This is a genomic window from Rhizobium tumorigenes (genome assembly GCF_003240565.2).
GTDB lineage: Bacteria > Pseudomonadota > Alphaproteobacteria > Rhizobiales > Rhizobiaceae > Rhizobium > Rhizobium tumorigenes.
This window is the reverse complement of sequence record NZ_CP117260.1, coordinates 126561-151680: the sequence shown is the minus strand read 5'-3', so window position 1 is coordinate 151680 and position 25120 is coordinate 126561. Positions and strand designations below refer to the sequence as shown.

Genomic DNA, 25120 nt, shown 5'->3' with positions numbered 1-25120 from the left:
TGGAATCTAAAAGGTAAAGGCGGGCTTGCCTGAGGAACGGCAGGGTTATCCCGGCGGCGTGTCGGATATGGCGCTGGGCGACCCAGGCCGATAGCGGGGTTCGGCCAGTCCCTGGTAGGGAAGGCGCACGATGTAGACGTCGCCGCCTTGCCCTACTCCGCCTGCCCTAAGCGTAGTCAGGAACGCGGTTCTCAAGTCCTCGCCGATGAAGCAGATGTTCGTCGGGTTGGGAACATCAAGGCGGATTTCTGCGTCCACTCGTCCCTGAGGCGTCATGCGTACCACGCGACCACCATCGCTCGCGGCGATCCAGTAGCAACCGTCGACATCGATCGCGGCACCGTCAGGTCGGCCGCCAAGCGACGTGGTGTCTGCGAACAGCCGCCCTTTTGAGAAGTTGCCGCTATCGGGGTCGAAGTCGTGGACCGTGACGTATGATTTGAGAGGATTGGAGTCCGAGACGTACATCGTCCGGCCGTCCGGGCTCCAGGCAAGACCATTCTGAGAACGGAATTGCCCGCCTCTTTCGACGACCTCGCTCTGCTCTCCGATGCTGAAAAGCGTGCCAAACGCCCCAGGAGCTGACGTGACGGGCGCCATCGAGCCGGACCAGAACCGTCCCTGGCGATCACAGGCGCCATCGTTCATCCGCCAATCCGGCGCCAGATCCGGCCCTTTGCCAAATTCGAATTTTGCCTTTCCGTCGATGATGTCGAGGGTCGCAAAGCCGCGTTCCGTCGAAGCGATGAAGCCGCCCCCTTGGCGCAAGGCGAGGGCGCCCACCCGCAGCGACAGATCAATCCGCTCCACCGCGGCGTCGGGATAGGTCATCCGGTAGAGCGTGGAACCCGGTGCATCGACCCACGTCACCCGCGCCTCTTCCGGCTCCCAGACGGGCGTTTCGGCGATGGTGCAGCCCGGCCGGGCAACCCGCTCAGCCACGTAAACAGGCAGGCCATGAGTTGTCATGCTGCTTCAATCCGTTTCATGGAACCCGCCCCTATGCGGCCGACGCCTGGGGCACAAGGCGACGTTCGGTCTGGCTGTCGAATAGCACGGCCTTGCCGTTGGCGATGCTCAAGCCAACGTCGTCACCCATATGCAGATGACTGCGGCTCTTGGAGGATACAAGGATCTGGCCAACGGGGCTGTCGCAGATGACGGTCGTATCGGAGCCGGTCGTCTCGACGGCGTGGACGGTGGCCGGCAGAGCACCGTCGGTGCCTGGCTGAACGATCTCCAGGTATTCCGGCCTGACGCCGACCACGACATCGCGCCCGCCGGCGTCGGAGTAATTTCCCGGAATGGGCAGATGACTTTGGCCATTGGGGAGCAGCAAGCTTTTCGCGTCGTTGCTGACCCTGGCCTTTATCAGGTTGATTGCCGGAGAACCGATGAAGCTTGCGACGAATATGCTGTCCGGCAGATCGTAAAGCTCGAGCGGGGTTCCCGACTGCTCGACCCGTCCGTCCCGCAGCACGACGATCTTCTGCCCCATGGTCATCGCCTCCACCTGATCGTGCGTCACGTAGACGGAGGTGGTGTTCGACTTATGGTGCAGGTCGCGGATTTCACCGCGAACCTGGCTCCGCAGCTTGGCGTCGAGGTTCGACAGCGGCTCGTCGAAGAGAAAGACAGCTGGATTGCGGACGATGGCCCGGCCCATGGCAACCCGCTGGCGCTGACCACCCGAAAGTTCCTTCGGCAGCCGATCCAGCAGTTTTCCGAGGTCAAGCATCTGCGCAACCTCATCGATTTTCTGCCTGATCTCCTCCTTCGGACGCCTCGCAAGGCGCAGCGCAAAGCTCATGTTCTCGCGCACCGTCATCTGCGGATAGAGTGCATAGCTCTGGAACACCATGGCGATATCGCGCTGTTTCGGCTCCAGATCCGTCACGTCCCGGTCGCCGATTTCTATCGTGCCGCTGCTTGCCTCCTCGAGCCCTGCAATGATGCGCAGCAACGTCGACTTTCCCGAGCCGCTCGGTCCGATCAGCACGCAGAATTCGCCGGCCGCGATATCTATGGACACATCCTTGATGACGTCCACGGCACCAAACGACTTGGAAACGTTCCTGAGGGAAACCGCACCCATATTTTTTCCTCCTAAATGATTTCGACGCCCCTGCGCACGGTTAGCCTTTGACCGCACCAGCCAGGATGCCGCGATTGAATTGCCTCTGAAGCAGGAGGTAGACGATGACGCTGGGCGCCATTGCAACGAGCGTTGCGGCGACGAGGATGTTCGGCGTGATCGTGTCATCCACGCGCAGCGATGCCAGTGCTACGGGAAGTGTCATCAGGTCCTTGTCGTTCACCGCGATCAATGGCAGCAAATACTGGTCCCAGATCATGATGAAGCCGAAGATCAGAACGGTTCCTAGCGCTGGGCGTACCAAGGGCAGGATGACGCGGAAAAAGATCTGCCATTCGCTTGCACCGTCGATGCGCGCTGCCTCTTCCAGTTCAAGAGGAATGGCCCGCATGAACTCTGTCAGCATGAAAATCGAGAAGGCCCAGCCGACGACGGGCAGGATCATCGCGAAGTAAGTGTTGTAGATGGATACGTGGACGATCGGCAGCTCTTTCTGCATCACAAGGTAAAGCGGAATGGCGATAACCTCTTCCGGTAGCATCAGCGTGCACAGCAGGAGAAGGCTGACGACCGCTGCTCCGCGGAATTTCTTGCGGGCCAGAGCATAGGCGGCAAGCGCGCTGACCATGAGCTGAAGCGCCGTTCCGACGACCACGACGATCACCGAATTCGTCAGGTAGCGCCAGACTTTCATATCGAAGAAGGCAATGCGGAAATTCTCGAGCGTCGGCTTCTGCGGGATCAACGTCAATTCTCCTGGCTTGAGACTGACGCCGCTAAAGGCGGTGACCAGCGCACCCCAGAAGGGGAAGACGAAAACGATTATCAGGATCGCATAGAGCGCGTACCGAACCAGACTAAGCAAAACAGGGGTTTTCATCGACTGCCTCGTTAAGCGGTGAGCTTGGATTTGATTTTCAGATGCAGCAGGGTCAGCAGGACGGTGAACACCAGCAGCATGAGCGAGACGGCCGAGGCGTAACCGTAGTTCAGGTCTTCAAAGCCAACCCTGTATATATGCGTCATTATCGTTGAGGTGGAGCCGGCGGGACCGCCGCCGGTCGTGGCATAGACCTCGGCAAAGACCCGGAAGCCGCGGATGAAAGACAGCATCAGCACCACCGAGATCGATGGGATGATGCCTGGCAGCGTCACATGCCAGAGCTTGCGCCATGCGCTGGCGCCGTCGACGCTTGCTGCGTCGTAGAGCTCACGGTTCACGCCGACCAATCCGGCAATGAAAATGACCATGTCGTAGGGAGCGCTCTTCCAGATGCTCATCAGGATTAACACCCAGAGTGCCTGGTCCGGATCACTGAGAAATCCCTGCGGGGCGACACCGATCAGGTGCAAAAAGGAATTTGCCAACCCATAATCGGCCGAATTGAACAGGATGCGCCAGATTTCCGCGATGATGGCGACACTGGTGATGGCGGGCAAGAAGATCGCGGTGCGGATAAAGGCGAGATGACCTGCAGGGCCTTCCAGCACCAGGGCCATGAAGAATGCGATCAGTGATGACGCCAGCGTTGCCACAACCACATAGATCGTCGTGTGAATGAGAGCTTCCCGCAGGGCAAGGTCGTGGAACGCACGGTAGAAATTGTTGAGTCCGACCCATTTACTCTCGGAATAGAACTGAACGTCGTAGAACGACATCGCAAAGCCCGACACCATCGGATAAAACTTGAACCACGCAAAGACGATCAGCGCAGGCGCCAGGAACAGCCACGGAGTCAGTGATGAAAGTAGGCGTCGTCTCTCACGGCGGCGCGGCGCGATTTTGCGCGCGTCTTGCGCGACAGCGGAGGTCTGCAGCGTAGCGGACATGTTCACCTCACGGAAGGGCTCGATCCCCGCGCTTTGGCCGTTGCAGCCTGCGCAAGGGAAAGTGTTTTATTGTTTGGAAGCGGACAGGGCATTTTGCCCGCTCAATTCCGTCGCGACCTGCTTGTTCAAAGCTTCAAGTTCTGTCGGCACATCGGCATTGCACTTCGCCAATATCCCGTTGAAGCCTTCACCGGTGAGCGTACGGAGCGCCGTCCAGTTCGGCACCGGCGGCATGTAGTGGGCATATTTGTCGAACGTTTCCTTGAACACCATCCAGCGCGGGTCCTTGCGCACCGCATTGACATCGACCTTGGTGTTGACCGGAAGCCTTACGATGGGCGTGCGACCGGAACCCTGCGCCATTGCGATCTCCTGGCCTTTCGGCGAGATGAGGAAGGCCAGGAACTTGTTGGCCGCGTCCTCGTCCTTTACGCTTTTCAGCATATATGCGCTGGTGCCTTCGGCTAGGGACGCAATTCCACCAGGCCCTGCGGGCAACATCACCACCTCGACAACGTCCTTCCCGGGCTCCGCATCGAGCTGCGGAATGTGGTATGGGCCGGAAATGAAAATACCGGTCTGCCCGGACCGGAAAGTCTGCAGGGTGTCGCCAGTGTTAGCATTGATGGCACCAGGCTGAGCGATTTTGTCACAAATCATGCCGCGCACGAATGTCAGCGCCTTCGCCACCTGCGGTGTATTGAGCGTCGGAATGAACCCATCTGGCGCCTGCTTTACGAAGTTGCCGCCGGCTTGCCAGATGAAGCTGCTGATGAACCAGCTGGCATACCCGCGCGTAGTCGATCCGGGGATCGCCATGCCAAACGTGTCTGCCTTGCCATTGCCGTCGGGATCCTGCGTGGTGAAGGCCTCAGCCAGCTTGCGGACGTCATCCCACGTCTTTGGCTGCGGCATGTGCAACTTTTCGCGCCAGTCCTTGCGGATGAACATGGCAAACGACTGCGCCGAAATCGGCACCGAATAGAACTGGCCATCGCTTGCCTTGGCGCCATCCCAAGCGGCAGCGGCGACATCCTGACTGCCGGTAATTTTGGTCAGATCGACCTGCTTGAGGATGCCCATCTGCCGCATCTGGCCCATGGCAGTGGTATCGTTGAGGACGACGTCCGGGAGAGTACGACCAGCCGCAGCACGCGCTAGGCGCTGCTCGAAGTCGGTGCCGGTGTTGAACGTCTCTACCTTGATACCGGTATCCGCAGTGAAGGCATCGGTCAGGGCTTTCAGCACACTGAGCGATTCATCGGTCTGCCTGGACCAGACGCTGATCGACTGCGCCTCGGCGTCACCGATCACGGCGTAGAAGACGGTGCATCCGAAGAGCAGTGCCTTAAGATATTTCCCTGGCATTCAAACCTCCCGCATCTCGCCTCGGTAAAGTTTCGAGGAGAACGTCGCAAACTCACCATACGACTTAAAGAAATTTACAAAACGACACAAGGAATTTGTATGGCATCAATGTTAGAGAGCTCGCGAGAATGATTATCTTCCCGATATTTTTGCCACCTGCAGAGCGGTTGACACAGCATCGCGCTGTTCCGCAGGAGGCGCCTGCCCTGGGATACGGAGATGCCGGACAGCGGCCATTCAGCATTGTCCGAAGCCGCATCTGCTTCGATGCTGCGATAAGAAAATTGCCCGTGATACCTTCATCGCCGGGGCCACGAACTCTTGTGCGGACCGGCGTGGCGCTATTGGACGCGAGTGTCATGACATTGATCTAAAACTCTAAATTGAGGACAACAGTCGAGCGCGGCCTTGGCCGATTTCTTACATGCGCTACATTCCCCAGCTATGCAGCGACTTCTTCACCCCGCCTTGCAACCCTTGAAAAGTGGCAGATATTGAGATCCGGCCTCGACATGGCCAGGCTGGGCCATGGGTTTCGATGGGCGGCCTAGCCGCCACGGGAGTACAGGCACAATCTGGGTTTGCGACAGGTTAGATTGTTGTATGATGTCTTTGCAAAATTCATCCATATACATATTATAAGCTAAGATATCTCGACGCTGGAATCAGTGCTCTTGGCTTAGCGTGGTGCGCCGCGTTTCACGCTATCTTTCCATCGGCTTGGCGAAAGTCACCGAGATTTTCGAGGCTGGCTCGGCAACGAAGGGAGCCGTCATGGCATTGGAACTGAATGCGTTTGGATACCGAATGGTTGTCTCGCCCGAATACGGCGGAACTGTGCTGCGCGCGGACTGGAAGAATCGAAACGGAAAGTGGCTAACGATTCTTGAGCCGCTTGAGCGGCCACAGGATGCGATGAACGCTGGGTGCTTCCTGATGGCTCCATTCGCAAATCGCATACATGGCGGTCGTTTTTGCTTTGAGGGCGAGGACGTCCAATTTCCGATGAACCGCCCCCGGTCGAACATGGCGTGTCATGGTTTTGCCCGGGATTTTGACTGGCAGGTGTTAAGGCAAAGCACCGATGCCGTCCTTATCGGCTGCAAGCCGGAGGCCGTTGGCTATCCGTGGCATTTTTCAATCACCCAGAACATGTCCTTATCTCCCGCTGGTATTACAATCGTACTTGAACTGCAGAACCTCGGAGCTTCGCCGCTGCCCTTCGGCTTCGGTCTCCATCCCTGGTTTCCCAGGCCGACGGGAACGACACTTACTTTCAGGTCGACTGGAGCCTATCGTCAGGATGACCTTGGCCTACCTGTTTATGATCTGGAGCCGCAGCCTGCCTTCGACGAGGCATCGCCGCAGCCACTGGAGCGAACCGGGTCGATTGATCGGTGTTTTACCGGCTGGAACCCGAAGAAAGCGCGCATTGAATGGCCTTCCAGGCGAATGGCCGTCGATCTCAGCGCAGGCGGCGCCTTGAGGCATCTTCATGTCTACCTGCCGGAAAATCGTTCGGTTTTTTGCGCCGAGCCCGTGAGCCATGCTCCCGATGCGATCAATCGTCCCGAACTCGGCGCCGCCGCGGCGATGACCGTTTTGTCACCGCACGAGACATTGAAAGGATACATGACAATGCAGGCATTTCAGATTTAAGCCACATGGGCCCCCATGGACTGGCATCGGAAAGTGGAGAGGTTTTCTTCAACTGAGAGGAAACCGAAAATGCCGAAACAGAAGAATTTTACCAAGGAATTTGAGGCGAGGCGGTGCGCCTAGTGCGGGAGGGCGTGCTCGCCGATCTCTATCGCGAATTGCGCAGGCTGGAAGAACGTTTCAGGGCCTGAACGGCAAGCCAGTACCGGAATAGACGAAGGTCGTCCGCTATTGCAAACCTTGGAGGTCTCACCGGGTTCGCACATTGTCACGTCCATCAACGCCGCCTATGAAGCAGTCCGTGCCAAGAAGCAGCCGACAGGCGCCATTGCTCCGACCCGTTTCTACGGCACGGATGCCGGTCACCACTACCATGTGCTCGTTATCAAAGGCATCGTCTGCGGCCTTGGCGGCCGTTATAACACCATGCCGGCCAAGCATCTCTTTATTGCGCTTGCTGACGTATCCCGAGCCTGAGCGTGCCGAAGCTCGGTCGTGGTCTGCGCCCCTTTGCACGCACGCATGGAACCGACAGGACGCGTCTAGGTTTCCTAGTGCTTGCACGACAACCAAGGTGACATGACATGCGCTTCCTGCCGACGATGTTTCACGGCGTACTTGACTATCTGGTCGGACTGCTGGTGATTGTGCTGCCGTTTGCCCTGGGCTTGCAGGGGTTGCAGACGGGGACGCTTGTCGTAATCGGGTCGTCGGTCATTCTGTACAGCGCCCTCACCGACTACGAGCTTGGACTGGTCCGCTACCTCCGCATCCGCTTTCATCTGCTGCTGGATGCCGTGTTCGGACTGGCGATGCTGCTCACACCCCGGCTACTCGATTTCCCGGCGGGGAGCCGCTGGCCCAACTACGCATTGGGCATCCTCGCCCTCGTGCTGGTCGCTGTTACGGATGTGCGTGCTCTCGGCACCGCTGCCAATAAATGAACCCCTTTTAAGGAGATTTACGATGAAAGCACTATGCTGGCATGGCAAAGGCGACATTCGCTGCGATAGCGTTCCCGATCCCCAGATCGAGGATGGCAGGGATGTTATCATCAAGATGACCGCTTGCGCGATCTGTGGCTCTGACCTGCATCTGATGGACGGCTATATCCCGTTCATGGAGAAAGGCGACATCCTTGGGCACGAGTTCATGGGCGAAGTCGTCGAAGTTGGCCGCGACAACAAGAAACTCAAGGTCGGCGACCGCGTCGTCGTTCCATTCACGATCTGCTGCGGCGAGTGCTCGCAGTGCCTGAAGGGCAACTGGTCAGTCTGCGAACGGAGCAATCGAACTGCAGACAACGCTACCAAAGCATTCGGCTACCCGACTGCTGGTCTCTTCGGCTATTCCCATCTGACTGGAGCGTATGCAGGAGGTCAGGCCGAATACGTTCGCGTGCCCTATGCAGACGTTTCGCCGATCGTTATCCCGAACGGCATGACTGACGAACAGGCGCTGTTCCTCGGGGATATCTTTCCGACTGGCTGGATGGCCGCAGCCAACTGCGAGATTGAGCCGACCGACATCGTCGCCATATGGGGCTGCGGCCCCGTCGGCCAGTTCTGCATCAAGAGTGCCCTGATGCAGGGTGCCCAACGGGTTATCGCCATCGACAATGTTCCGGAACGTTTGGCGCTGGCCCAACTCGCCGGAGCAGAAATCATCAATTTCGACGAGGTCGATGGCACAATACCCGATCGCATCAAAGACATGACAGGCGGCCACGGCGCCGACAAATGCATTGACGCGGTCGGCGCGGAATCGCATGCGACCGCCTCTTTCGATGCCGTCATCGACAAGGTGAAGGCAGCAACGCTGATGGGAACGGATCGTCCCCATACTTTGCGCACGGCAATCATGGCCTGCCGTCCTGGTGGCATCGTTTCTGTCCCGGGCGTCTACGGTGGCTTCCTCGACAAGATTCCCTTTGGAGCCGCAATGAACAAGGGCCTCACAATCCGGACTGGCCAGACGCACGTCAACCGCTATTCCCTCGATCTTCTGCGCCGCATCGAGGAAGGCGAGATCGATCCAACCTTCATCATCACCCACCGGGCGAAGCTCGAAGATGGCCCCGCCCTCTACGAGACCTTCCGGGACAAGAAAGACGGTTGCATCAAAGTGGTCCTGACCGCGTGACCCATGCGGCGTGACACGATATCGCGTCACGCCCGTTTGTCCCACGTACAATGTAAGAGGAATTTGATCCATGTCTGACGAATCCCGCCCCACTCCTTCCTATCCTGCTCCCCAACAGAAGCCCCCTGGCTTGACGAAGCTCATGGACCCCTTGCCGGATCACGGCGAGAAATCCTATCGCGGTGCCGGACAGCTTGTCGGAAAAGTCGCACTGATCACGGGTGGAGATTCCGGCATAGGGCGAGCGGTTGCCATCGCTTTCGCCCGTGAGGGCGCCGACGTCGCCATTTCCTATCTCAGCGAGGATGAGGATGCGGAGGAGACCGCCGGATGGGTACGCAAGGCTGGACAGCGAGCGATCCTTCTCCCTGGCGACATCAAAAGCGAGGATCATTGCAAGAGTCTGGTTGAGAAGACTGTTCGCGAGTTCGGTCGCCTGGACGTATTGGTCAACAACGCTGCCTTCCAGCGCTCACGCGAATCGATGGATGAAATCAGCACCGACGAATGGCTGGAAACCTTCCAGACGAACATCCACGCAATGTTCTTCCTGTGCAAGGCCGCAGCTCCCCATATGAGGGAAGGCAGCGCCATCATCAACACGACCTCGATCCAGTCTCGGCAGCCGTCGCCCGAGCTGCTTGCCTATGCAGCCACGAAAGGCGCGATATCCAACTTCACAGCAGGGCTTGCGCAGATGCTTGCTGAAAAGGCAATCCGCGTAAATGCCGTCGCTCCCGGTCCGATCTGGACACCGCTCATTCCGTCGACCCTGCCTCAAGAGAAGGCTAAAGTGTTCGGCGAAAAGATGCCGCTGGCTAGGGCAGGTCAGCCTGCCGAGCTCGCCGGAGCCTATGTACTACTGGCCTCCGGCCTAGGCAGCTACATGACCGGAGCTGTGGTGCCTGTAACTGGTGGGTCGATAATGATCTGATTGGTTGACCTCAGGCGAAACGCTTCTTGAGAAAGGCCAGGGCCTTCGCTGCACCATGGGATGAAACGGTGTGACCGACTCCTGGCAAGATTTCGAGCTCAACCTCAAAGCCCGCCGCTCTTAACTGCCCGGCGGCGGCCTTTGAAGCTGCTGCAGGTATCCTAAGGTCATTTTGCCCGTGGATCATAAGGATTGCGACAGCATTTTCCGTGGGGATCGGCCGCAGCGGCAACAACGCGGCAAAAGTAACGACAGCTCCGACTTTCCACCTCCCCGATGCTACCGCATCCAGCGCCATGATTGAGCCCTGTGAAACACCTACGAAAGCTACCTTGTCCAGTGCGTCGTCAAAGCCTTCGCGTGTGACGATACCTTCGATCAAGCGGTCAAACGCTTCCCTGACGAAAGCGATGTGATCGGGTCGCAATTCCTGTCCATCCGCTCGGAACCATTGGTGTCCACCATTCGCCGAAGGAAAGGGAGCATCAGGCGCAACAAACCTCGTGTTCTGCAGCACTTGCCGCCAAGGTCCCACGGCTGGCATCATCTGGGACCCTGCACCGCCCATCCCGTGAAGCAATATGACAAGTCTGCTGAGGGGATGTGCCAATGGCTACGGAATGCCTCTTATTGGAGAATGGAGAGATCGCGACTGGACGGATTGGGCGCTCGGCTGCCGTTTCGTTGGCCACGGAAAGAAACTGGAAAAATCCCCGTGTTCACCATCTCCGTCGTGTCCAGCTGACACAATCGCGATCTCGGCAAAACAATGGGTTTCGAAATCAAAGGTTCCGCAAATTGGCTGGCCAAATATCTTGCAAGGCGAAAGATTTTTGTTCTACAGGACCTGTCCGATTTGGGCTGTCGATCAGCTTTGACAATCCTCGGGTAACCGCAAAAATCGGTGTTCCATTGTAGCTCAACGCAGCGGAATTCACGTCGTTTCCGGCATTGAGGCGGGCAAGCAACGCTGAGTGCCGCGCCGATCGATGGCACGGCACTCGATTGGGCGGGGATCAGAAGTCTTCCCATTCCTTGACGGCAGCCGAGCCGTTGTAGGCGCTGCGCAATGTGTTGCCGAGCGCGCGCGCCGGCGATGCGACAGGTCGCGAAGCTCTCGATGCCGCTTGCGGCAGCGTGCTCATGCTTCCCGTCTGCTTGCCGAGTTTGAAGCGGGACAGCAATTCATTGAGGGACGCTGCTTCCTTGGCAAGCGTGTGGCTGGCAGCGGTGGATTGCTCGACCATCGCGGCATTCTGCTGTGTTCCCTGGTCCATCGCGTTGACCGCAGTGTTGATCTCCTGAAGACCGACAGACTGTTCGCGCGCGGCTTCGACGATGGCGGAAACGTGGAGGTTGATCTCCTGGACCTCTGTTACGATCGTCTCGAGCGAGCTACCGGTCTCGGCCACCAGCTTGACGCCTGTCTGCACCTGCGCGCTCGACGAGACGATGAGGGCCTTGATTTCCTTGGCTGCCTTGGCAGAACGCTGGGCCAGTTCTCTGACTTCCTGGGCGACGACCGCGAAACCCTTGCCGGCTTCACCTGCTCTGGCAGCCTCGACGCCAGCGTTGAGGGCCAGCAGGTTGGTCTGGAAGGCAATCTCATCGATTACACCGATGATATTGCTGATTTCACCCGAAGACTTCTCGATCTGCTGCATCGCAGTGACGGCATTGCGAACGACTTCGCCCGACTTCTCGGCACCGGCACGGGCACGCGCGACGAGAGAGCCCGCTTCTTCGGCGCGACGCGTTGAATCCTTGACCGCAGTGGTGATTTCTTCAAGCGCTGCCGCCGTCTCCTCGACAGAAGCGGCCTGCTGTTCCGTGCGGCGCGACAGATCGTCTGCCGCCGAGCGGATTTCGTTGGCACCTGAATCGATGCCGCGTGCGTTGTGCTCGACCGCGACAAGCGCATCCTGAAGCTTGGTGACTGAGTCGTTGAAGTTCAGGCGAAGAGCGTCGAGGTCAGCGACGAAAGGCTGTGTCAGGCGATAGGCGACGTCGCCGTCTGCCAGACGTACGAGGCCATTGGCAAGCTGATCGACAGCAAACCTGGTGTCTGCTGCTTCCTTGGCCTTTTGTGCCTCGCGCGCCGCACGCTCCTTCTCGGAACCGCTGCGATTGTCGTCGGCTTCGGCTTCAAGACGGATGCGTTCCAGGGCATTGTCGCGGAACACGACGACGGCGGCGGCCATCTGTCCGACTTCATCGCCGCGCCCGGCGCCGTCGATGTCAGCCTTCGTCTCGCCGTTGGCAAGCGCGTTCATGCGGGCACGCAATTTCTCGATCGGCGTGGTGATGCCGCGCGACGAAATGAAGAGTGCGCCGGCGATGGCAAGTGCGAAGACGCCGCCGAGTATTGCTATGGTGTAAAATATTGTGCTGGCCGTCAGATCCGAGAGCTGTGACGACCTGGAGGACACCCGCTTGGTGGTCGCATCGATCCAGTTGCGGACATCCTTGACGGTAGCAGCGATCTCGCCATCGACGAGGGCCATCTGGGCAAGAGCTTCCTTGTCGCGATTGGCGGCACCGAAGTTCACCGCCGCCGTGGCGGTCTTCAGTATCTCCGAATATTGCTGGTGAAACCTTTCGATCTCCGCTGCCTGATCCGGGATGAGTTTCTTGGTTTCCTCGAGGCGAGCAATCAGACGGATGGAGCTCTCGTCGAAATCAGCCTTCGCAGCCGCAAACTGCGGGGAAGAGGCGTCGTAATTGACGATCTGATAGGCATCGTAACCGATAGCGACAAGGCGCTGGCTCGATCTTGCCATGCCGATCAGGGCACCGTTATCCTTGTCGATAAAGTCGCTGTAGCTTGCATCTGCAGACTGGAAACTGTTGGCGAGCACCAGTGCTCCGCCGATGCCGATGGCACAGATGGGAAGAACGATTGCCAGGATCTTTGTTTTTATCTTCAGGTTCTCGAGGAGGGACATGGACAAACTCTCATGGCAGTCGCTCGTGCATTTGAGCAAACTGAAACACTAGAAGCAGGCCATCATGGCTCACCGGACCGAACCAAAAAACCGCTAAAGTATCCTGATTTACATCGAGTTAACTTGACTAGAAGGTTGAGTGCGCCAGGAATTTCGCGTGTGGTAAGGGGACCAAGCGTGCCGCTGCGATTTCCCGTTTCACGCCGTGGCGCCGGAGAAAATCTCAAAGCCTGTGTCGATGACAACCGGACGGGTGCATCGCTCCGGCGATTCCAGGATAGCCTCGATCGCCTTCTTGCCGATCATGAAACGGTTGGAGCGCAGCGTCGAGAGCGGCTGCGGCAGTTCGCGGCCAATTTCGAGGCCGTTGAAGCCGAAGATCGCCATGTCGTCGGGCAGCGAAATGCCGGCGCTCAGGCAATGGAAAACCCCTCCTACGGCCATGTCGTCATTGGAATAGACTGCCACATCGATCTTGGAAGACGTCGCGCAAAGGTTTTTGGTCTGATCGCGACCGGTGCCGACCGAACTTGGACCATCCGCAATCGCATGCGCCTCGATCGACAGGCCAGCCTCCGCCAAGGCCTCCCTTAGCCCATCGTAGCGCAGCCGTGCGCGGCGGTCCGCTGCCCAGTCGTGACCCACGTAGCCGAAATGACGGTAGCCCCGCGCGATCAGATGCTGCCCTATCGCGTGACCCGCCTTGCGGTGCGACATGCCAACGGCGATGTCGATCGGCGCGCTGTCTATATCCATCAGTTCGACGACGCGCACGCCGCTCTGGTCCAGCATCCGTCGCGTCGCCATGGTGTGATCGAAACCCGCAATGAGGATCGCAGCCGGCTTCCAGGCCAGAAGGCCACGCACCATCACCTCTTCCCGGTCGATATCATATTCCGTGGTGCTGATGACGGCCTGGAAATCCGAGGATTTCAGAGCCTCGTGCACGCCCTGGATGACTTCCGGAAAGACGATATTCGACAGCGAGGGAATGACTACGCCAATCAGATGGGAGTTAAGCGACGCAAGCGAGCCTGCGATCCGGTTCGGCACATATCCGAGCGCCCGTACGGTTTCCATGACCTTTTCGCGCGTCGCATCGGCGACCAGCGACTGGTTGCGCATGATGCGGGATACGGTCGATTCGCTCACATCGGCCCGCAGCGCAACTTCACGCAGGGTTATCTTGGACTTTCTGTCGGGAAGGCGGCGCCGTGTTGTCATTATGCGTATTCCCGTTTCGGCCATGGTCAGGATTGGCCAATCGAGCGACCATCATGCTCCTTGTTCGCACGGTATTTGGCCGGGGCTGAAAATGCAAATCAGCCCCGGCCGGATTAGTTCAGCGCTTCACATAGTTCTTCCACGGATGCGCTTCCCGGAAACCGAGGACTTCGCGAGCCTTGCGATTGGAAATCGGCGCTTCATCTCTTCCCATCTCACGCTTTACGGGAGTTTGCGGGCAGTATTTGGCGAGGAACTCCGAAGTCGGCAGGTCGGCGGTAATGGTGTCGTTGACCGCGTTGAAGACCTGATAGCCGAGGCCGTCCTTCTCGATGCAGAGATGAACAATCTCGCCGAGATCGCGGGCGTCGATATAGCTCCAGGCGTTGCGTTTGCGCGACATCGGGTTGTCGAGGTAGGCCGGAAAGTTGGAATACTCATGGGGCTCGATGACGTTGCCGATGCGCAGGGCGTAGATGTCGGCGTTGTAGCGCATCGAAAAGGCCCGTGCCGTCTTCTCGTTGACGACCTTCGACAGGCCGTAGCTGTCCATCGGGTCGCTGTCGTAGTCTTCTTCCAGCGGGAAACTGTGAAAATCCTTGTCACCTTCGGCAAAGCAGACGCCATAAGTGGTCTCGCTCGAAGCGATGATGACCTTGCGGACACCAAGTTTCATGGCCGCTTCGATGACGTTGTAGGTTCCGATGACGTTGGCGGAAAACGTCTTGTTGTCTGGCTCGATCATGACCCGGGGAATAGCGGCGAAATGAACGACGGCGTCGGGGGCAGACGGCGGTGCGCCATCGTCGTAGCCATCAAAACCGAAATGCGTGGTCAACGCGTTGAACACCTGGCCGCTGTCGGTGATGTCGGTAATCAGCGTATTCACGCCCGGCAGGTCGAGAGGCTTCAGGTCGACATTGAGAATGGAATATCCCTTTTCCAGCAGGTAGGGAACGGCGTGACGACCGGCCTTCCCCGTACCACCTGTAAACACAATGCGCTTGGTCATTTTCTAGATCTCCTTTTCGTTGAAAAATGTGCGCCGAACCCAATTCGTCAAGCTGTTGCGGCGAGCATGATGCGCTCCTGCGTCGCCTCGCTGCGCTCGATCTTGCCGGTGATGCGGCCCTCCTTCAGCACGACGATCCGGTCGCTGATGGCCAGGATCTCCGGCAAGTCGGAGGAGACGACGATGATCGCAATCCCCTGCTTTGCAAGGCTGTTGAGAAGCGTGTGAACCTCGGATTTCGCACCGATGTCGATGCCGCGCGTCGGCTCGTCGACAATCAGGATACGCGGATGTCGCGCCACCCATTTGGCGATGACCACCTTCTGCTGGTTTCCCCCGGAAAGATTCAGCACCTTTTGCTCCGTCGACGGCGTCTTGATACCGAGAGAGCGGATGAACGCAGCGCAGGCGCTGGTCTCCCGCTTCTGGTTGACGACATCCAGCGTACAATAGTCGGACAGGTGCGTGAGACTGAAATTTTCACGCACCGACATGCCGAGCACGAGCCCCAGTTCCTTGCGGTCTTCCGAAACGAAGCCGATACCGAGATCGATGGCATCGGCGGGATCGCGGATCGTCACCGTAGCACCTTCTATCATCACATCGCCGACGCGCGGACGCCAGCCAAAGATCATCTCCATGATTTCAGTACGACCGGACCCGACGAGCCCGAAGAAGCCCAAGATCTCGCCCTTGTGCAGGTCGAAGGAAATATCCTGCAACTTGGCACCATGTGGAGTCCTGCTCTTCAGCCCCAGTCCGCGGACGGAAAGCAAGATGTCGGATGTGGCGTAGGACTGATGCTCGCCGAACAGCTGCGACAGGTCGCGATCGACCATCTTGCGCACCAGCAACTCACGGGTCATTTCGGCAATCGGCCGCGTATCGACCGTCTGGCCGTCACGCAAGACCGTGACCCGATCGGCAATCTCGAAAATCTCGTCCATGCGATGCGAGATATAGACGATACCGATCTGCTGCGCGACGAGCTTCCGGACCACCCGCATCAGGGTGGACGCTTCGTGATGGCTGAGCGATGCGGTCGGCTCGTCCATGATGATCAATTTCGAGCGATACGAGATCGCCCGCGCGATCTCGACCATCTGTTTCTGGCCGATGCTGAGATTGCCGACACGCGTCGTCGGCTCGATGGTCATTTCCAGCTCGGCGAGCACCGCCAGTGTTTCGGCGTTCATCCTGCGCGTATCGATGAGACCGCCGGGACCGAGAGGCTCGCGGGCTAGAAAGATGTTTTCGGCCACGGTGAGATTATTCACCACCGCAAGCTCCTGGTAGATGATGCTGATGCCCAGCGACCGTGCGTGGACGGGGTCGCTGATCGTTACCTCCTGCCCGTCGACACGGATCGAGCCGCCCGGATCGGCGCGGTAGACGCCCGTCATGATCTTCATCAGGGTACTTTTTCCCGCGCCATTTTCTCCGGCGAGCACATGGACTTCACCGCTGCTCAGCGAGAGATCGACGTTTTTAAGGGCGTGGACACCGGGAAAAGTCTTCGAGATGCCGCGCATTTCGAGAAAAGGCGTCATGATAATCTCCACATGAGGATGCTGCCGACGGCGCCCGTTCCGGCGCCGTCGGCCTTGACGCCTACTTCGTGTAGCTGCCGATGTTGGAGGCGTTGACAACCGTCACGCCGGTGTCGACATCCTTGCTTTCGGTTTCCGTTCCCTTGATCTGGGCGACAAGGTGCTCGACGGCAAGCTTGCCCATGGTGACGGGACGCTGGACCATGATACCGGCGATGTAACCGTTTTTGACGCCCTTGATCGTGTCGGGCAGATCGTCGAAGGCGTAGACCTTAACGCCGGCCTTGCGATCGGAGAATTCCTGCTCTGCCAGGACCTTGGCAGCGGCGGGGCCGCCGACCTGGCTGACGCCGATAATGCCGGCCAGTTTGGGGTTTCCGCGCAGCAACGCCTCCGTCACCGAGACGGCCTTTGCGAGGTCGTCTTCGGTGCCCTCGGTAGCGACGACTTTGATATCGGGAAACGCCTTCAGCGCTTCCTTGACGCCGTCGATCCGCTCGTTGAGATTGGAGGCGCCGAGCTGGCCGGTGACGATGGCGACCTCGCCCTTGCCGCCGAGCGCTTCGCCCATGGATTTACCCATGGTAACGCCGGCCTGCTTGTTGATCGTGCCGATATACATGCTGCGGCCGCTCTTGGCGCTGTCGCTATCGAAGGTCAGGACTTTGATGCCGGCCGCCATTGCCTGCTTGATGATGCCCTCCACCGACTTCGGCTCGTTGACCGAAACGGCGATACCGCTGACATGGCGGGCGATGAGATCTTCTATGATCTTGACCTGTGTCGACCCTTGGGTGTTCTGCGGAACAACCCACTGGTAGTCGACGCCTGCAGCCTCGGCCGCCTCCTGGGCGCCCTTGTTACAGTCGTCGAAAAACGGCACCGCCACTTTCGGGACCACGGCGATGGTAATGTCCTGCGCCACCGCGCCGCCGACCGCCGTCATCGATACCAATGCGGCAAACACTGCTTTTTTGAACTCGTTCATCTTCCTTCTCCTCCTCACCCGTACGTCCTCCGCCGGGTATCTTCATTGAAACTTGCAGCCTTCGCGTTATCCGCGACCTCCGGAGAGCCGATTTCTCAAGACGTCCAGACTCACGGCAATGAGGATCACGCCGCCGGTGATGGCCTGCTGGGCATAGGTATTGATGTTGAGCAGGACGACACCGTTGGCGATGACGCCGACCAGTGCCGCACCGATGACGGCGCCAGAGACGCTGCCGACCCCACCGGCAAGGCTGGCGCCGCCGATTGCGGCAGCAGCGATCACATCGAGCTCGGATCCAAAGCCGGACGCAGGTTCGGCGGACAGGTACCTGGAGAATGCAATGACGCCGGCCGCCGCCGCGATGGTCGAAGACAGCACGTAGACCGCCAGTTTTACCCGATCGACCTTCACGCCGCTCAGGCGCGCCGCATTTTCGTTGCCACCTGTCGCGTAGATATGCCGACCGAAACGCGTACGGCGCATGATCAGCGCGAATATCGCCATGAGAACCAGCATGATCACGACGGGCACCGGCACCGGGCCGAGATAGCCCTGGCCGAGGATGGAGAACGCATCGGGCGGTGTCGGCGTGACAGGAACGCCGTGGGTGATCATGTACATGAGGCCGCGCCCGATGCTGAGCGTCCCGAGTGTCGCAATAAACGGCGGCAGCCCGATCATGGTGATCAGCGCGCCATTGATAAACCCGAACACCACGCCGACCGAAAGGCCGGCAGCAACACTGCCGCCGGTCGAGAAACCGGCTTCGAAGCACAGGGCGGTCACCAGCGAGGCGAGACCCATTGCCGAGCCGACCGATAGATCGATGCCGCCGGTGATGATGACCATAACCATCCCGATGCTCATGATCGCCGTCAGCGAGAATGCGCGAAACACGCCCATCAGATTATTGGTCGTCAGGAAATATGGCGTGTAGAGGCTGATCAGCGCGCCGACTACCACGAGGGCGACGAGCACGTTGACCTCTCGCACATGACGCAATTTCGCCAACTGGGCAAGAAAGCCCGATGACGAGTTACGGGGCGACGGTTCGTCATTGACGAGTCCGGACATAAAATCTCCTCCTATCGCCGCTGCTCGCGTGAGCTGTCAGCATATCCGTTTGTCTATCGTCACCGCAGATCGCAACCTCCAGATGCTTTCGGCGGTGATGGGGTATGCAAGGCCAGCTATTCAAAGACTGCATTGAAATGTTTATGACAGCGCTGCCATAACTTCTGCCAATTCCGCCATCTGTCAAGCTCGTTTTCGATTTTATGTAAGATGGAACGAATTTATCGGCGTTATGCGGTCAAGGTGGAAGTGCGCGCGGTCATTCCCCGCGTCTGCCAGTGCCTGAAACGTACAGAATTTCTCTGTTGAATCGCAGCGCTGTTAGTCAGCATGTCGGCTATTAATTGACTGCATCCCTATTGGCGAAAGATCGCCAGCCATCCGAGGCCTTCGATCGTGCCGCGTGCCGGGCGGTACTCGCAGCCGACAAAACCGTCATATCCCAGCCGATCGAGTTCACGCAGGACGGTAAAGTCGTCGAGCTCTCCCGTTCCAGGCTCGTGGCGTAGGGGCACCGATGCGGTCTGAACGTGGCCTATGATGGGCATCATCGTTCGCAGCCCAGAGAGCACGTCGCCATGGATGATCTGGCGATGGTAGATATCGAACTGCAATTTCAGGTTCGGATATCCAAGATCTGCGATCAAATCCGCTGCGAAATTGAAATTATTGAGGAAATATCCGGGCATGTCGCGCCCGTTGATCGGCTCCAGGACGATATCCAGCCCGGTCTCGCCCGCCTTGTCGCATGCGTAGGCGATTGACTGGCGATAGGCGGCGACGGCGGCCGGGTCCGACCGCTCGGCCAGCCCGCTCATCACGTGCAACCGCTTGACGCCTGTTGCCGCAGCATATCGGAGCGCGGTCGCGACAGACGCGCGAAATTCATCCGTTCGCTCTGGCAGCGCTGCGAGGCCTCTTTCGCCCGATGCCCAATCGCCCGGCGGCAAATTGAAAAGCGCTTGCGAGAGCTTGAGACGATGCAATCGCTCGGCAATATCGACCGGGTCGAAATCGTATGGGAACAGATACTCCACCGCATCGAACCCTGCCGCAGCAGCAGCGGCGAAACGGTCGAGGAAGCCAACTTCTGTGAACATCATGGTCAAATTGGCCGCAAAACGTGGCATATCAGGCCTCCAGGCCGGGAAGATCGAGCCCAGTCAGGTTCGCGATCATACGCGCGATCGATGCATCGTCGTCGCGCCCCATGCCGGCGGCAGCCGTCATGACGAACATCTGCAGGGCAGTCGATGCTATGGGCGTGGGAAATTTGAGATTGCGGGCGATATCCGAGACGATGCCGAGATCCTTGGTGAAGATATCGACAGCACTGCGCGGACGGTAATCGCCCTCCAGGATATGCGGAACCCTGTTCTCAAACATCCAGGAATTGCCGGCGGAGGCCGAGATAACCTCGTAAACCTTGGCAATATCCAGGTCCATGGCCTTCGCGAAGGTCACGGCCTCGCAGGCAGCGGCGATGTGCACGCCGGCCAGCAACTGGTTGACGATCTTGAACGCAGCACCGACCCCCGCAGCGTCGCCGAGTTCGTAGACCTTGGTGGCAATACATTCAAGGGCGGGACGTGCCGAGACGAATGCCTCTGGCGCACCGGATGCCATGATCGTCAGTTCACCAGCAGCAGCACGCGTCGCGCCCCCGCTGATCGGTGCATCGATGTAAAGCAATTCAAGAGCTTGCGCGCGACGCTCAAAATCCCGCGCAGCCTCCGGCGACATGGTTGCGCAGGACAAAACGGTACCGCCCTTGCCCATTTCGGTCACGGCGCCATTCTCCCCGAACAGGACAGCCTCTGTCTGCGCCGCATTGACCACGACCGAAATCACGATCTGCGCGTCCCGCCCGGCATCGATCGGCAGTCCAGCAACCCTTCCACCGAGCGCCTCGAACCGCGCCATCGCGTCCGCACTGACATCGCAGCCGACGACATCGAAGCCGCCGCGAAGAAGAGAGGCCGCTATCCCGAACCCCATGGATCCCAACCCGATCACGCAGGCAGTCTGTTGAGGTTTTGTCGTCATCTGAGCTTCCTTGCCGAATGGAGTGCGGCCGATACCGCAGGATTAAACACGCGCTTGTGCTCGTCAAATTCAAATGATAGCGTTGCCATAAACACAGTTAGCGCGCGTCGGAAAAGCAATGCAAGGGCTTTTTGCGCTGAAGCAACAACACGGTCGAGCGCGAAAGGGACGGCGCGGAGGAAATTCGATGCTACCGTCGGATGCATCCTCGCTCACACCCTGGGAGCAGTATACCGGCTGGCATAATGAGGAACGAACGTGCTGATAGGCGCAATTGCGGACGACATTACCGGTGCTACCGATCTCTGCCTGATGCTTTCGCGCGCGGGTCTGCGAACGGTGCAGCGCATCGGCGTGCCCGCGCCAGATGAAAAGTTTCCCAATGCCGATGCTGTCGTCATTGCCCTCAAGTCGCGATCGATTCCAGCCGATGAAGCGGTTGATATGTCTTGCGCCGCAGCCCGAGCCCTGCTTGCTGCGGGGGCGGAAAAGTTTCTATTCAAATACTGCTCGACCTTCGACAGCACGGACGAGGGAAATATCGGGCCGGTCACAGAAGCGCTGATGACGCTCCTCGATGTCGATTTCACAATCGCCTGTCCATCCTTTCCGGCAGCAGGCCGGACCGTCTACAAAGGCCACCTCTTCGTCGGAGATCAGCTGCTGTCGGACAGCCCCCTGAAGGATCATCCGCTCAATCCGATGACCGACGCAAATATCGTGCGGGTGCTGGGCCGTCAGACGTCGCTGGCCGTAGGACTGGTCGATATCAATATCTTAAGGTCCGGACAGGACGCGATATCAGGGGCTTTCGCAGCAGAAAAAGTAGCCGGGCGCCGGATCGTGATCGTGGACACCCTTGCAGACACCGATCTGCATGCCATCGGACAAGCGTGTGCGGATATGCGGCTTGTAACAGGCGGCTCAGGCATCGGCTTGGGCCTTGCGGAAGATCTCGTTGCCAAGGGCCGCGTCGCACGTCGGCAGGAACAAGTGCAAATGGCGGCGCCAGCGGGTCGGGCAGCCATTCTGGCAGGATCCTGCTCGGTCGCAACCCGCGGCCAGATCGAGGCGGCGCGACACAGCGGCATGCCGACGCTAGCGCTCGATGTAAACGCAATTTCGGACGGTAGGCAGACGGCTTCGGAGATAGCAGACTGGGCTCTTGCGCAGGACAGCTCTGCGCCGGTGCTTATGTATTCGAGCGCAGATCCGGCCGCCCTTGCAGACATTCAGGCATCGATGGGCAGGCACCAATCCGGCGCATTGGTCGAAACGACGCTGGCCGAAGTCGCAACCCATTTGAAGAACAGAGGATTTACGAAGTTTCTGGTTGCCGGTGGCGAAACATCCGGTGCTATCGTTGCTGGGCTGCAGGTGGCGATGCTCGAGATCGGGCCGGAGATCGATCCCGGCGTCCCCTGGACCCGCAGCATCAACGGCCCGGACTTGGCATTGGCGCTGAAATCGGGAAACTTCGGTACCGAGGATTTCTTTCTGAAGGCATGGCATCTGTTACGAGCGGAGCACGGGAATGCGTGAGATCAACAAAGCGCGCGACGATATCTGCCGCGTCGGCGCCTCGCTGTTCAATCGCGGCCTGACTGCCGGCTCAAGCGGAAACATCTCGGTGCGCCTTGCCGATGGCGGATGGTTGATGACGCCGACGAACGCCTCGCTGGGAAATCTCGAGCCAGATCGGCTTTCACATTTCGACGCATCCCGCCAGCTCTTGTCGGGAGAAAAGCCGACCAAGGAAGCCGTCCTGCATTTTTCGATGTATGACGAACGGTCAGAAGCGGCAGCCGTCGTCCACCTGCATTCGAGCCATGCCACAGCCGTCAGCATCCTTGCCGACGTCGATCCCAACGATGTGCTTCCAGCGCTGACGGCATATTATGTGATGCGCATCGGCCGCTTGCCGCTGGTGCCCTATTTCGCGCCGGGAGATCCGGAATTAGCGCACGCCGTGAAGGCGCTGGCCGGCAAGCATCACGCGGTGCTTCTGGCAAATCACGGTCCTGTCGTCGCCGGAACTTCGCTTGCCAACGCCCAGTATGCGACCGAGGAACTCGAGGAAACAGCCAAGCTGTTCCTGATGCTGCAAAACCACGTGTTGCGCGCGCTGACGCCACAGCAGGTAGACGAGCTCCGCAGCAAATTCAATTTGTCATGATTGCCGACCATCTACGTTCAGGGAGAGAGTAAAATGAGCAATACCACTGAGACCATCGGGTTTGTCGGCACCGGGCTGATGGGCCATGGCATGGCAAAGAATATCGTTGAAAAGGGCTACCCGCTGCAGGTCGTCGCCCATCGCAACCGAGTGCCGGTCGATGATCTGGTTTCAAGGGGAGCCACCGAGGCAAAGTCCCTCGAGGAACTGGCCCGTCACTCCACTATCGTCTTTCTTTGCCTGACCGGCTCGCCGGAAGTTGCCGCAGCTGTCGCGGCAATGAAACCCGGACTTGCCGCCGGGACCGTCATCATCGATTGCTCGACCGGCGAGCCCACGGTGACGCAGACGCTGGCCGCAGAGATGGCCGAGATCGGCGTTCTCTATGCCGATGCCCCCTTGAGCCGCACGCCGAAAGAAGCGTGGGCGGGTACTCTCGATTGCATGGTCGGCGCAGACGCGGCGGTTTTTGAGCGCATCAAGCCGGTGATCTCGACATGGGCGGGGAAGATCGTCCACATCGGCGGCGTCGCCGACGGCCATCGGATGAAGCTCCTGAACAATTTTATCTCGCTCGGCTATGCCGCGCTCTATTCCGAGGCCCTGGCGCTGTCGAAAAAAGTCGGCATCTCGATAGAGACATTCGACCAGGTGATCCGCGGCGGACGCATGGACTGCGGCTTCTATCAGACCTTCATGGGCTATGCGCTGGAAGGCAACCGGGAAGCCCACAAGTTCACTCTCAGCAATGCCTACAAAGACATGCGCTACGTGGAATCGATGGCAAATGCCGCGACCGTCACCACTACAATGTCGAGCGCGGTGAAGAACTCGTTCGCCGTGGCTATGGCTAATGGCGGTGCCGGGGCGGAAGACTACGTTCCGCACCTTACGGACTTCATAGCCAAGGCAAATGGCGCGAGCTAAGCGTAAAATGACGATGCTTCGGCGGCCTTGTGGCCGCCGGGCACTTTCTGGCAGAGGCAGGCGTTAATCGAGGCCGCCGGTGAAGGCTATCCGCGGTAAAGGCGCTGGCTACTACAAGCGTGCCTACCACCATCTCGGAACGTGACGATACCATGCATAACGTCAGCCTAGTTTCGCTCCGTTCGCCGTCACATACACCGCGTATAGCGAGGTCGTTCCGGTGATGAACAGCCGATTGCCTTTCGGACCGCCGAAGGTGAGGTTGGATACGCCTTCGGGGATCCGGACCTTGCCGATCAGGGTGCCGTCGGGATCGTAGACGTGAACGCCGTCGCTGGCACTGGCCCAGATGCGACCCTTGCGATCGACCCGGAAGCCATCGAACAGCCCTGACGTGCACTCGGCAAAAACGCCGATGTTTTCGAGCCTGCCGTCGGCGGATACGGCTAGTTTGCGGATATGACGCGGCCCGCCGCTGAGATGCGAAACGCCGGTATCCGAAACGTAGAGAATGGATTCGTCCGGCGAGAAAGCCAGCCCGTTCGGCTTGACGAAATCGGCGGCGACACGACGCGTTCCCGTCCGCGGATCGTGGCAGTAGACGTGGCAACCGCCGATCTCCTCCTCGCCATAATCTCCCTCGTAGTCGGTCAGGATGCCGTACGTCGGATCTGTAAACCAGATTGTGCCGTCCGACTTCACGGTCACGTCGTTCGGAGAATTCAGACGCTTGCCGTCAACCTGATCGGCGATGACAGTGATTTTGCCGTCGAAATCCGTCCGGGTGACCCGCCGTGTCAAATGCTCGCAGGTGACGAGCCGGCCTTCATTGTCGACGGTATTGCCGTTGGAATTGTTCGAGGGCGACCAGAACACGGATGTCTGACCGCTGGTTTCATCGTAGCGCATCATCCGATTGTTCGGGATGTCGGAGAACACAAGGTAGCGTCCGGGCGCAAACCAGGCCGGGCCCTCCAGCCAGCGGCCTCCAGTCCAGAGCCGCTCGACCCGCGCATGGCCGACAAAGCAGGCCTCGAAACGAGGATCGAGAACTTCAAAGCCGCTGCCTTCGATTTCACCAAACATCGTCACCTCCATCTGCATTTCGGTTATCGATATCATTTTCTCCCGTTCAGCCAAGACCCTG

Annotated in this window: 23 protein-coding genes; 8 read left to right on the top strand and 15 right to left on the bottom strand. The window is 58.9% G+C overall.

Features of this window, described 5'->3' with window-relative positions:
* Positions 1-45 precede the first annotated feature (45 nt).
* From PR017_RS27655 to PR017_RS27635, 5 genes are all read right to left on the bottom strand, one after another.
* Complete coding sequence (locus PR017_RS27655) at positions 46-969, bottom strand: SMP-30/gluconolactonase/LRE family protein (RefSeq protein ID WP_111218413.1); 924 nt, start codon at positions 967-969, stop codon at positions 46-48.
* Positions 970-1000: 31 nt separating this feature from the next.
* Complete coding sequence (locus tag PR017_RS27650; RefSeq protein WP_111218415.1) at positions 1001-2095, bottom strand: ABC transporter ATP-binding protein; 1095 nt, start codon at positions 2093-2095, stop codon at positions 1001-1003.
* A 40-nt stretch (positions 2096-2135) separates the two neighbouring features.
* Entirely contained in the window at positions 2136-2975 is an 840-nt protein-coding gene (locus PR017_RS27645) for a carbohydrate ABC transporter permease (protein WP_111218417.1), read from the bottom strand.
* Between the two features lie 11 nt (positions 2976-2986).
* Positions 2987-3925, bottom strand: coding sequence for a carbohydrate ABC transporter permease (locus PR017_RS27640; RefSeq protein WP_111218419.1), 939 nt, complete (start codon positions 3923-3925; stop codon positions 2987-2989).
* Between the two features lie 66 nt (positions 3926-3991).
* On the bottom strand, positions 3992-5293 hold the full coding sequence (locus tag PR017_RS27635) for an ABC transporter substrate-binding protein (protein ID WP_111218420.1): 1302 nt from the start codon (positions 5291-5293) through the stop codon (positions 3992-3994).
* Positions 5294-6067: 774 nt separating this feature from the next.
* Here PR017_RS27635 and PR017_RS27630 point away from each other — a divergent pair.
* The 5 genes from PR017_RS27630 (at position 6068) to PR017_RS27610 (ending at position 10028) form a co-directional block, all read left to right on the top strand.
* The gene (locus PR017_RS27630; protein WP_133255563.1) at positions 6068-6952 is read left to right on the top strand and encodes an aldose 1-epimerase; all 885 of its coding nucleotides are present in this window, start codon (positions 6068-6070) and stop codon (positions 6950-6952) included.
* A 231-nt stretch (positions 6953-7183) separates the two neighbouring features.
* Positions 7184-7429, top strand: coding sequence for a hypothetical protein (locus PR017_RS27625; protein WP_133255564.1), 246 nt, complete (start codon positions 7184-7186; stop codon positions 7427-7429).
* 107 nt (positions 7430-7536) lie between these two features.
* On the top strand, positions 7537-7896 hold the full coding sequence (locus PR017_RS27620; RefSeq protein ID WP_111218426.1) for an SPW repeat domain-containing protein: 360 nt from the start codon (positions 7537-7539) through the stop codon (positions 7894-7896).
* Positions 7897-7918: 22 nt separating this feature from the next.
* A complete protein-coding gene (locus PR017_RS27615; protein ID WP_111218428.1) occupies positions 7919-9094 on the top strand; it encodes a zinc-dependent alcohol dehydrogenase in 1176 nt (391 codons plus the stop codon).
* A 70-nt stretch (positions 9095-9164) separates the two neighbouring features.
* The gene (locus tag PR017_RS27610; protein ID WP_111218430.1) at positions 9165-10028 is read left to right on the top strand and encodes an SDR family oxidoreductase; all 864 of its coding nucleotides are present in this window, start codon (positions 9165-9167) and stop codon (positions 10026-10028) included.
* Positions 10029-10038: 10 nt separating this feature from the next.
* Here PR017_RS27610 and PR017_RS27605 read toward each other — a convergent pair whose 3' ends face one another.
* The 9 genes from PR017_RS27605 to ltnD all read right to left on the bottom strand — a co-directional run bounded on the left by PR017_RS27605 (position 10039) and on the right by ltnD (position 20870).
* On the bottom strand, positions 10039-10572 hold the full coding sequence (locus tag PR017_RS27605) for an alpha/beta hydrolase (RefSeq protein ID WP_240538940.1): 534 nt from the start codon (positions 10570-10572) through the stop codon (positions 10039-10041).
* Positions 10573-11044: 472 nt separating this feature from the next.
* Entirely contained in the window at positions 11045-12973 is a 1929-nt protein-coding gene (locus tag PR017_RS27600; protein ID WP_111218434.1) for a methyl-accepting chemotaxis protein, read from the bottom strand.
* Between the two features lie 198 nt (positions 12974-13171).
* Positions 13172-14197: a LacI family DNA-binding transcriptional regulator gene (locus tag PR017_RS27595; RefSeq protein ID WP_111218436.1), complete on the bottom strand. Its 1026-nt coding sequence runs from the start codon at positions 14195-14197 to the stop codon at positions 13172-13174.
* A 118-nt stretch (positions 14198-14315) separates the two neighbouring features.
* Positions 14316-15209: an NAD-dependent epimerase/dehydratase family protein gene (locus tag PR017_RS27590; protein ID WP_111218438.1), complete on the bottom strand. Its 894-nt coding sequence runs from the start codon at positions 15207-15209 to the stop codon at positions 14316-14318.
* 47 nt (positions 15210-15256) lie between these two features.
* Positions 15257-16759, bottom strand: coding sequence for a sugar ABC transporter ATP-binding protein (locus tag PR017_RS27585; protein WP_111218440.1), 1503 nt, complete (start codon positions 16757-16759; stop codon positions 15257-15259).
* Between the two features lie 61 nt (positions 16760-16820).
* Positions 16821-17747 carry a sugar-binding protein gene (locus PR017_RS27580; protein ID WP_111218442.1) on the bottom strand — a complete coding sequence of 309 codons (927 nt, stop codon included), beginning with the start codon at positions 17745-17747 and terminating at the stop codon, positions 16821-16823.
* 66 nt (positions 17748-17813) lie between these two features.
* Complete coding sequence (locus PR017_RS27575; RefSeq protein ID WP_111218444.1) at positions 17814-18824, bottom strand: ABC transporter permease; 1011 nt, start codon at positions 18822-18824, stop codon at positions 17814-17816.
* Positions 18825-19180: 356 nt separating this feature from the next.
* Complete coding sequence (gene otnI, locus PR017_RS27570) at positions 19181-19954, bottom strand: 2-oxo-tetronate isomerase (protein WP_111218446.1); 774 nt, start codon at positions 19952-19954, stop codon at positions 19181-19183.
* A 1-nt stretch (position 19955) separates the two neighbouring features.
* Positions 19956-20870: an L-threonate dehydrogenase gene (gene ltnD / locus PR017_RS27565; RefSeq protein ID WP_111218448.1), complete on the bottom strand. Its 915-nt coding sequence runs from the start codon at positions 20868-20870 to the stop codon at positions 19956-19958.
* Positions 20871-21128: 258 nt separating this feature from the next.
* Between ltnD and otnK the strand changes: the two genes are divergently transcribed.
* The 3 genes from otnK to PR017_RS27550 are packed head-to-tail and all read left to right on the top strand — an operon-like array spanning position 21129 to position 23973.
* On the top strand, positions 21129-22412 hold the full coding sequence (gene otnK, locus PR017_RS27560; protein ID WP_111218450.1) for a 3-oxo-tetronate kinase: 1284 nt from the start codon (positions 21129-21131) through the stop codon (positions 22410-22412).
* Entirely contained in the window at positions 22405-23046 is a 642-nt protein-coding gene (gene otnC / locus PR017_RS27555) for a 3-oxo-tetronate 4-phosphate decarboxylase (protein ID WP_111218452.1), read from the top strand. Before otnK ends, otnC begins: the two co-directional genes overlap by 8 nt.
* A gap of 33 nt (positions 23047-23079) precedes the next feature.
* Positions 23080-23973 (top strand): NAD(P)-dependent oxidoreductase, encoded by an 894-nt coding sequence (locus tag PR017_RS27550; RefSeq protein WP_111218454.1) that lies wholly within the window; start codon positions 23080-23082, stop codon positions 23971-23973.
* A gap of 162 nt (positions 23974-24135) precedes the next feature.
* Here PR017_RS27550 and PR017_RS27545 read toward each other — a convergent pair whose 3' ends face one another.
* Complete coding sequence (locus PR017_RS27545) at positions 24136-25059, bottom strand: SMP-30/gluconolactonase/LRE family protein (protein ID WP_111218699.1); 924 nt, start codon at positions 25057-25059, stop codon at positions 24136-24138.
* Positions 25060-25120: the final 61 nt, after the last annotated feature.

What these genes read in the sequence shown, in the direction of transcription:
- PR017_RS27655 (WP_111218413.1), bottom strand. Translation starts at nt 969, where the DNA reads ATGACAACTCATGGCCTGCCTGTTTACGTGGCTGAGCGGGTTGCCCGG.
- PR017_RS27650 (WP_111218415.1), bottom strand. Translation starts at nt 2,095, where the DNA reads ATGGGTGCGGTTTCCCTCAGGAACGTTTCCAAGTCGTTTGGTGCCGTG.
- PR017_RS27645 (WP_111218417.1), bottom strand. Translation starts at nt 2,975, where the DNA reads ATGAAAACCCCTGTTTTGCTTAGTCTGGTTCGGTACGCGCTCTATGCG.
- PR017_RS27640 (WP_111218419.1), bottom strand. Translation starts at nt 3,925, where the DNA reads ATGTCCGCTACGCTGCAGACCTCCGCTGTCGCGCAAGACGCGCGCAAA.
- PR017_RS27635 (WP_111218420.1), bottom strand. Translation starts at nt 5,293, where the DNA reads ATGCCAGGGAAATATCTTAAGGCACTGCTCTTCGGATGCACCGTCTTC.
- PR017_RS27630 (WP_133255563.1), top strand. Translation starts at nt 6,068, where the DNA reads ATGGCATTGGAACTGAATGCGTTTGGATACCGAATGGTTGTCTCGCCC.
- PR017_RS27620 (WP_111218426.1), top strand. Translation starts at nt 7,537, where the DNA reads ATGCGCTTCCTGCCGACGATGTTTCACGGCGTACTTGACTATCTGGTC.
- PR017_RS27615 (WP_111218428.1), top strand. Translation starts at nt 7,919, where the DNA reads ATGAAAGCACTATGCTGGCATGGCAAAGGCGACATTCGCTGCGATAGC.
- PR017_RS27610 (WP_111218430.1), top strand. Translation starts at nt 9,165, where the DNA reads ATGTCTGACGAATCCCGCCCCACTCCTTCCTATCCTGCTCCCCAACAG.
- PR017_RS27605 (WP_240538940.1), bottom strand. Translation starts at nt 10,572, where the DNA reads ATGCCAGCCGTGGGACCTTGGCGGCAAGTGCTGCAGAACACGAGGTTT.
- PR017_RS27600 (WP_111218434.1), bottom strand. Translation starts at nt 12,973, where the DNA reads ATGTCCCTCCTCGAGAACCTGAAGATAAAAACAAAGATCCTGGCAATC.
- PR017_RS27595 (WP_111218436.1), bottom strand. Translation starts at nt 14,197, where the DNA reads ATGACAACACGGCGCCGCCTTCCCGACAGAAAGTCCAAGATAACCCTG.
- PR017_RS27590 (WP_111218438.1), bottom strand. Translation starts at nt 15,209, where the DNA reads ATGACCAAGCGCATTGTGTTTACAGGTGGTACGGGGAAGGCCGGTCGT.
- PR017_RS27585 (WP_111218440.1), bottom strand. Translation starts at nt 16,759, where the DNA reads ATGACGCCTTTTCTCGAAATGCGCGGCATCTCGAAGACTTTTCCCGGT.
- PR017_RS27580 (WP_111218442.1), bottom strand. Translation starts at nt 17,747, where the DNA reads ATGAACGAGTTCAAAAAAGCAGTGTTTGCCGCATTGGTATCGATGACG.
- PR017_RS27575 (WP_111218444.1), bottom strand. Translation starts at nt 18,824, where the DNA reads ATGTCCGGACTCGTCAATGACGAACCGTCGCCCCGTAACTCGTCATCG.
- otnI (WP_111218446.1), bottom strand. Translation starts at nt 19,954, where the DNA reads ATGCCACGTTTTGCGGCCAATTTGACCATGATGTTCACAGAAGTTGGC.
- ltnD (WP_111218448.1), bottom strand. Translation starts at nt 20,870, where the DNA reads ATGACGACAAAACCTCAACAGACTGCCTGCGTGATCGGGTTGGGATCC.
- otnC (WP_111218452.1), top strand. Translation starts at nt 22,405, where the DNA reads ATGCGTGAGATCAACAAAGCGCGCGACGATATCTGCCGCGTCGGCGCC.
- PR017_RS27550 (WP_111218454.1), top strand. Translation starts at nt 23,080, where the DNA reads ATGAGCAATACCACTGAGACCATCGGGTTTGTCGGCACCGGGCTGATG.
- PR017_RS27545 (WP_111218699.1), bottom strand. Translation starts at nt 25,059, where the DNA reads ATGTTTGGTGAAATCGAAGGCAGCGGCTTTGAAGTTCTCGATCCTCGT.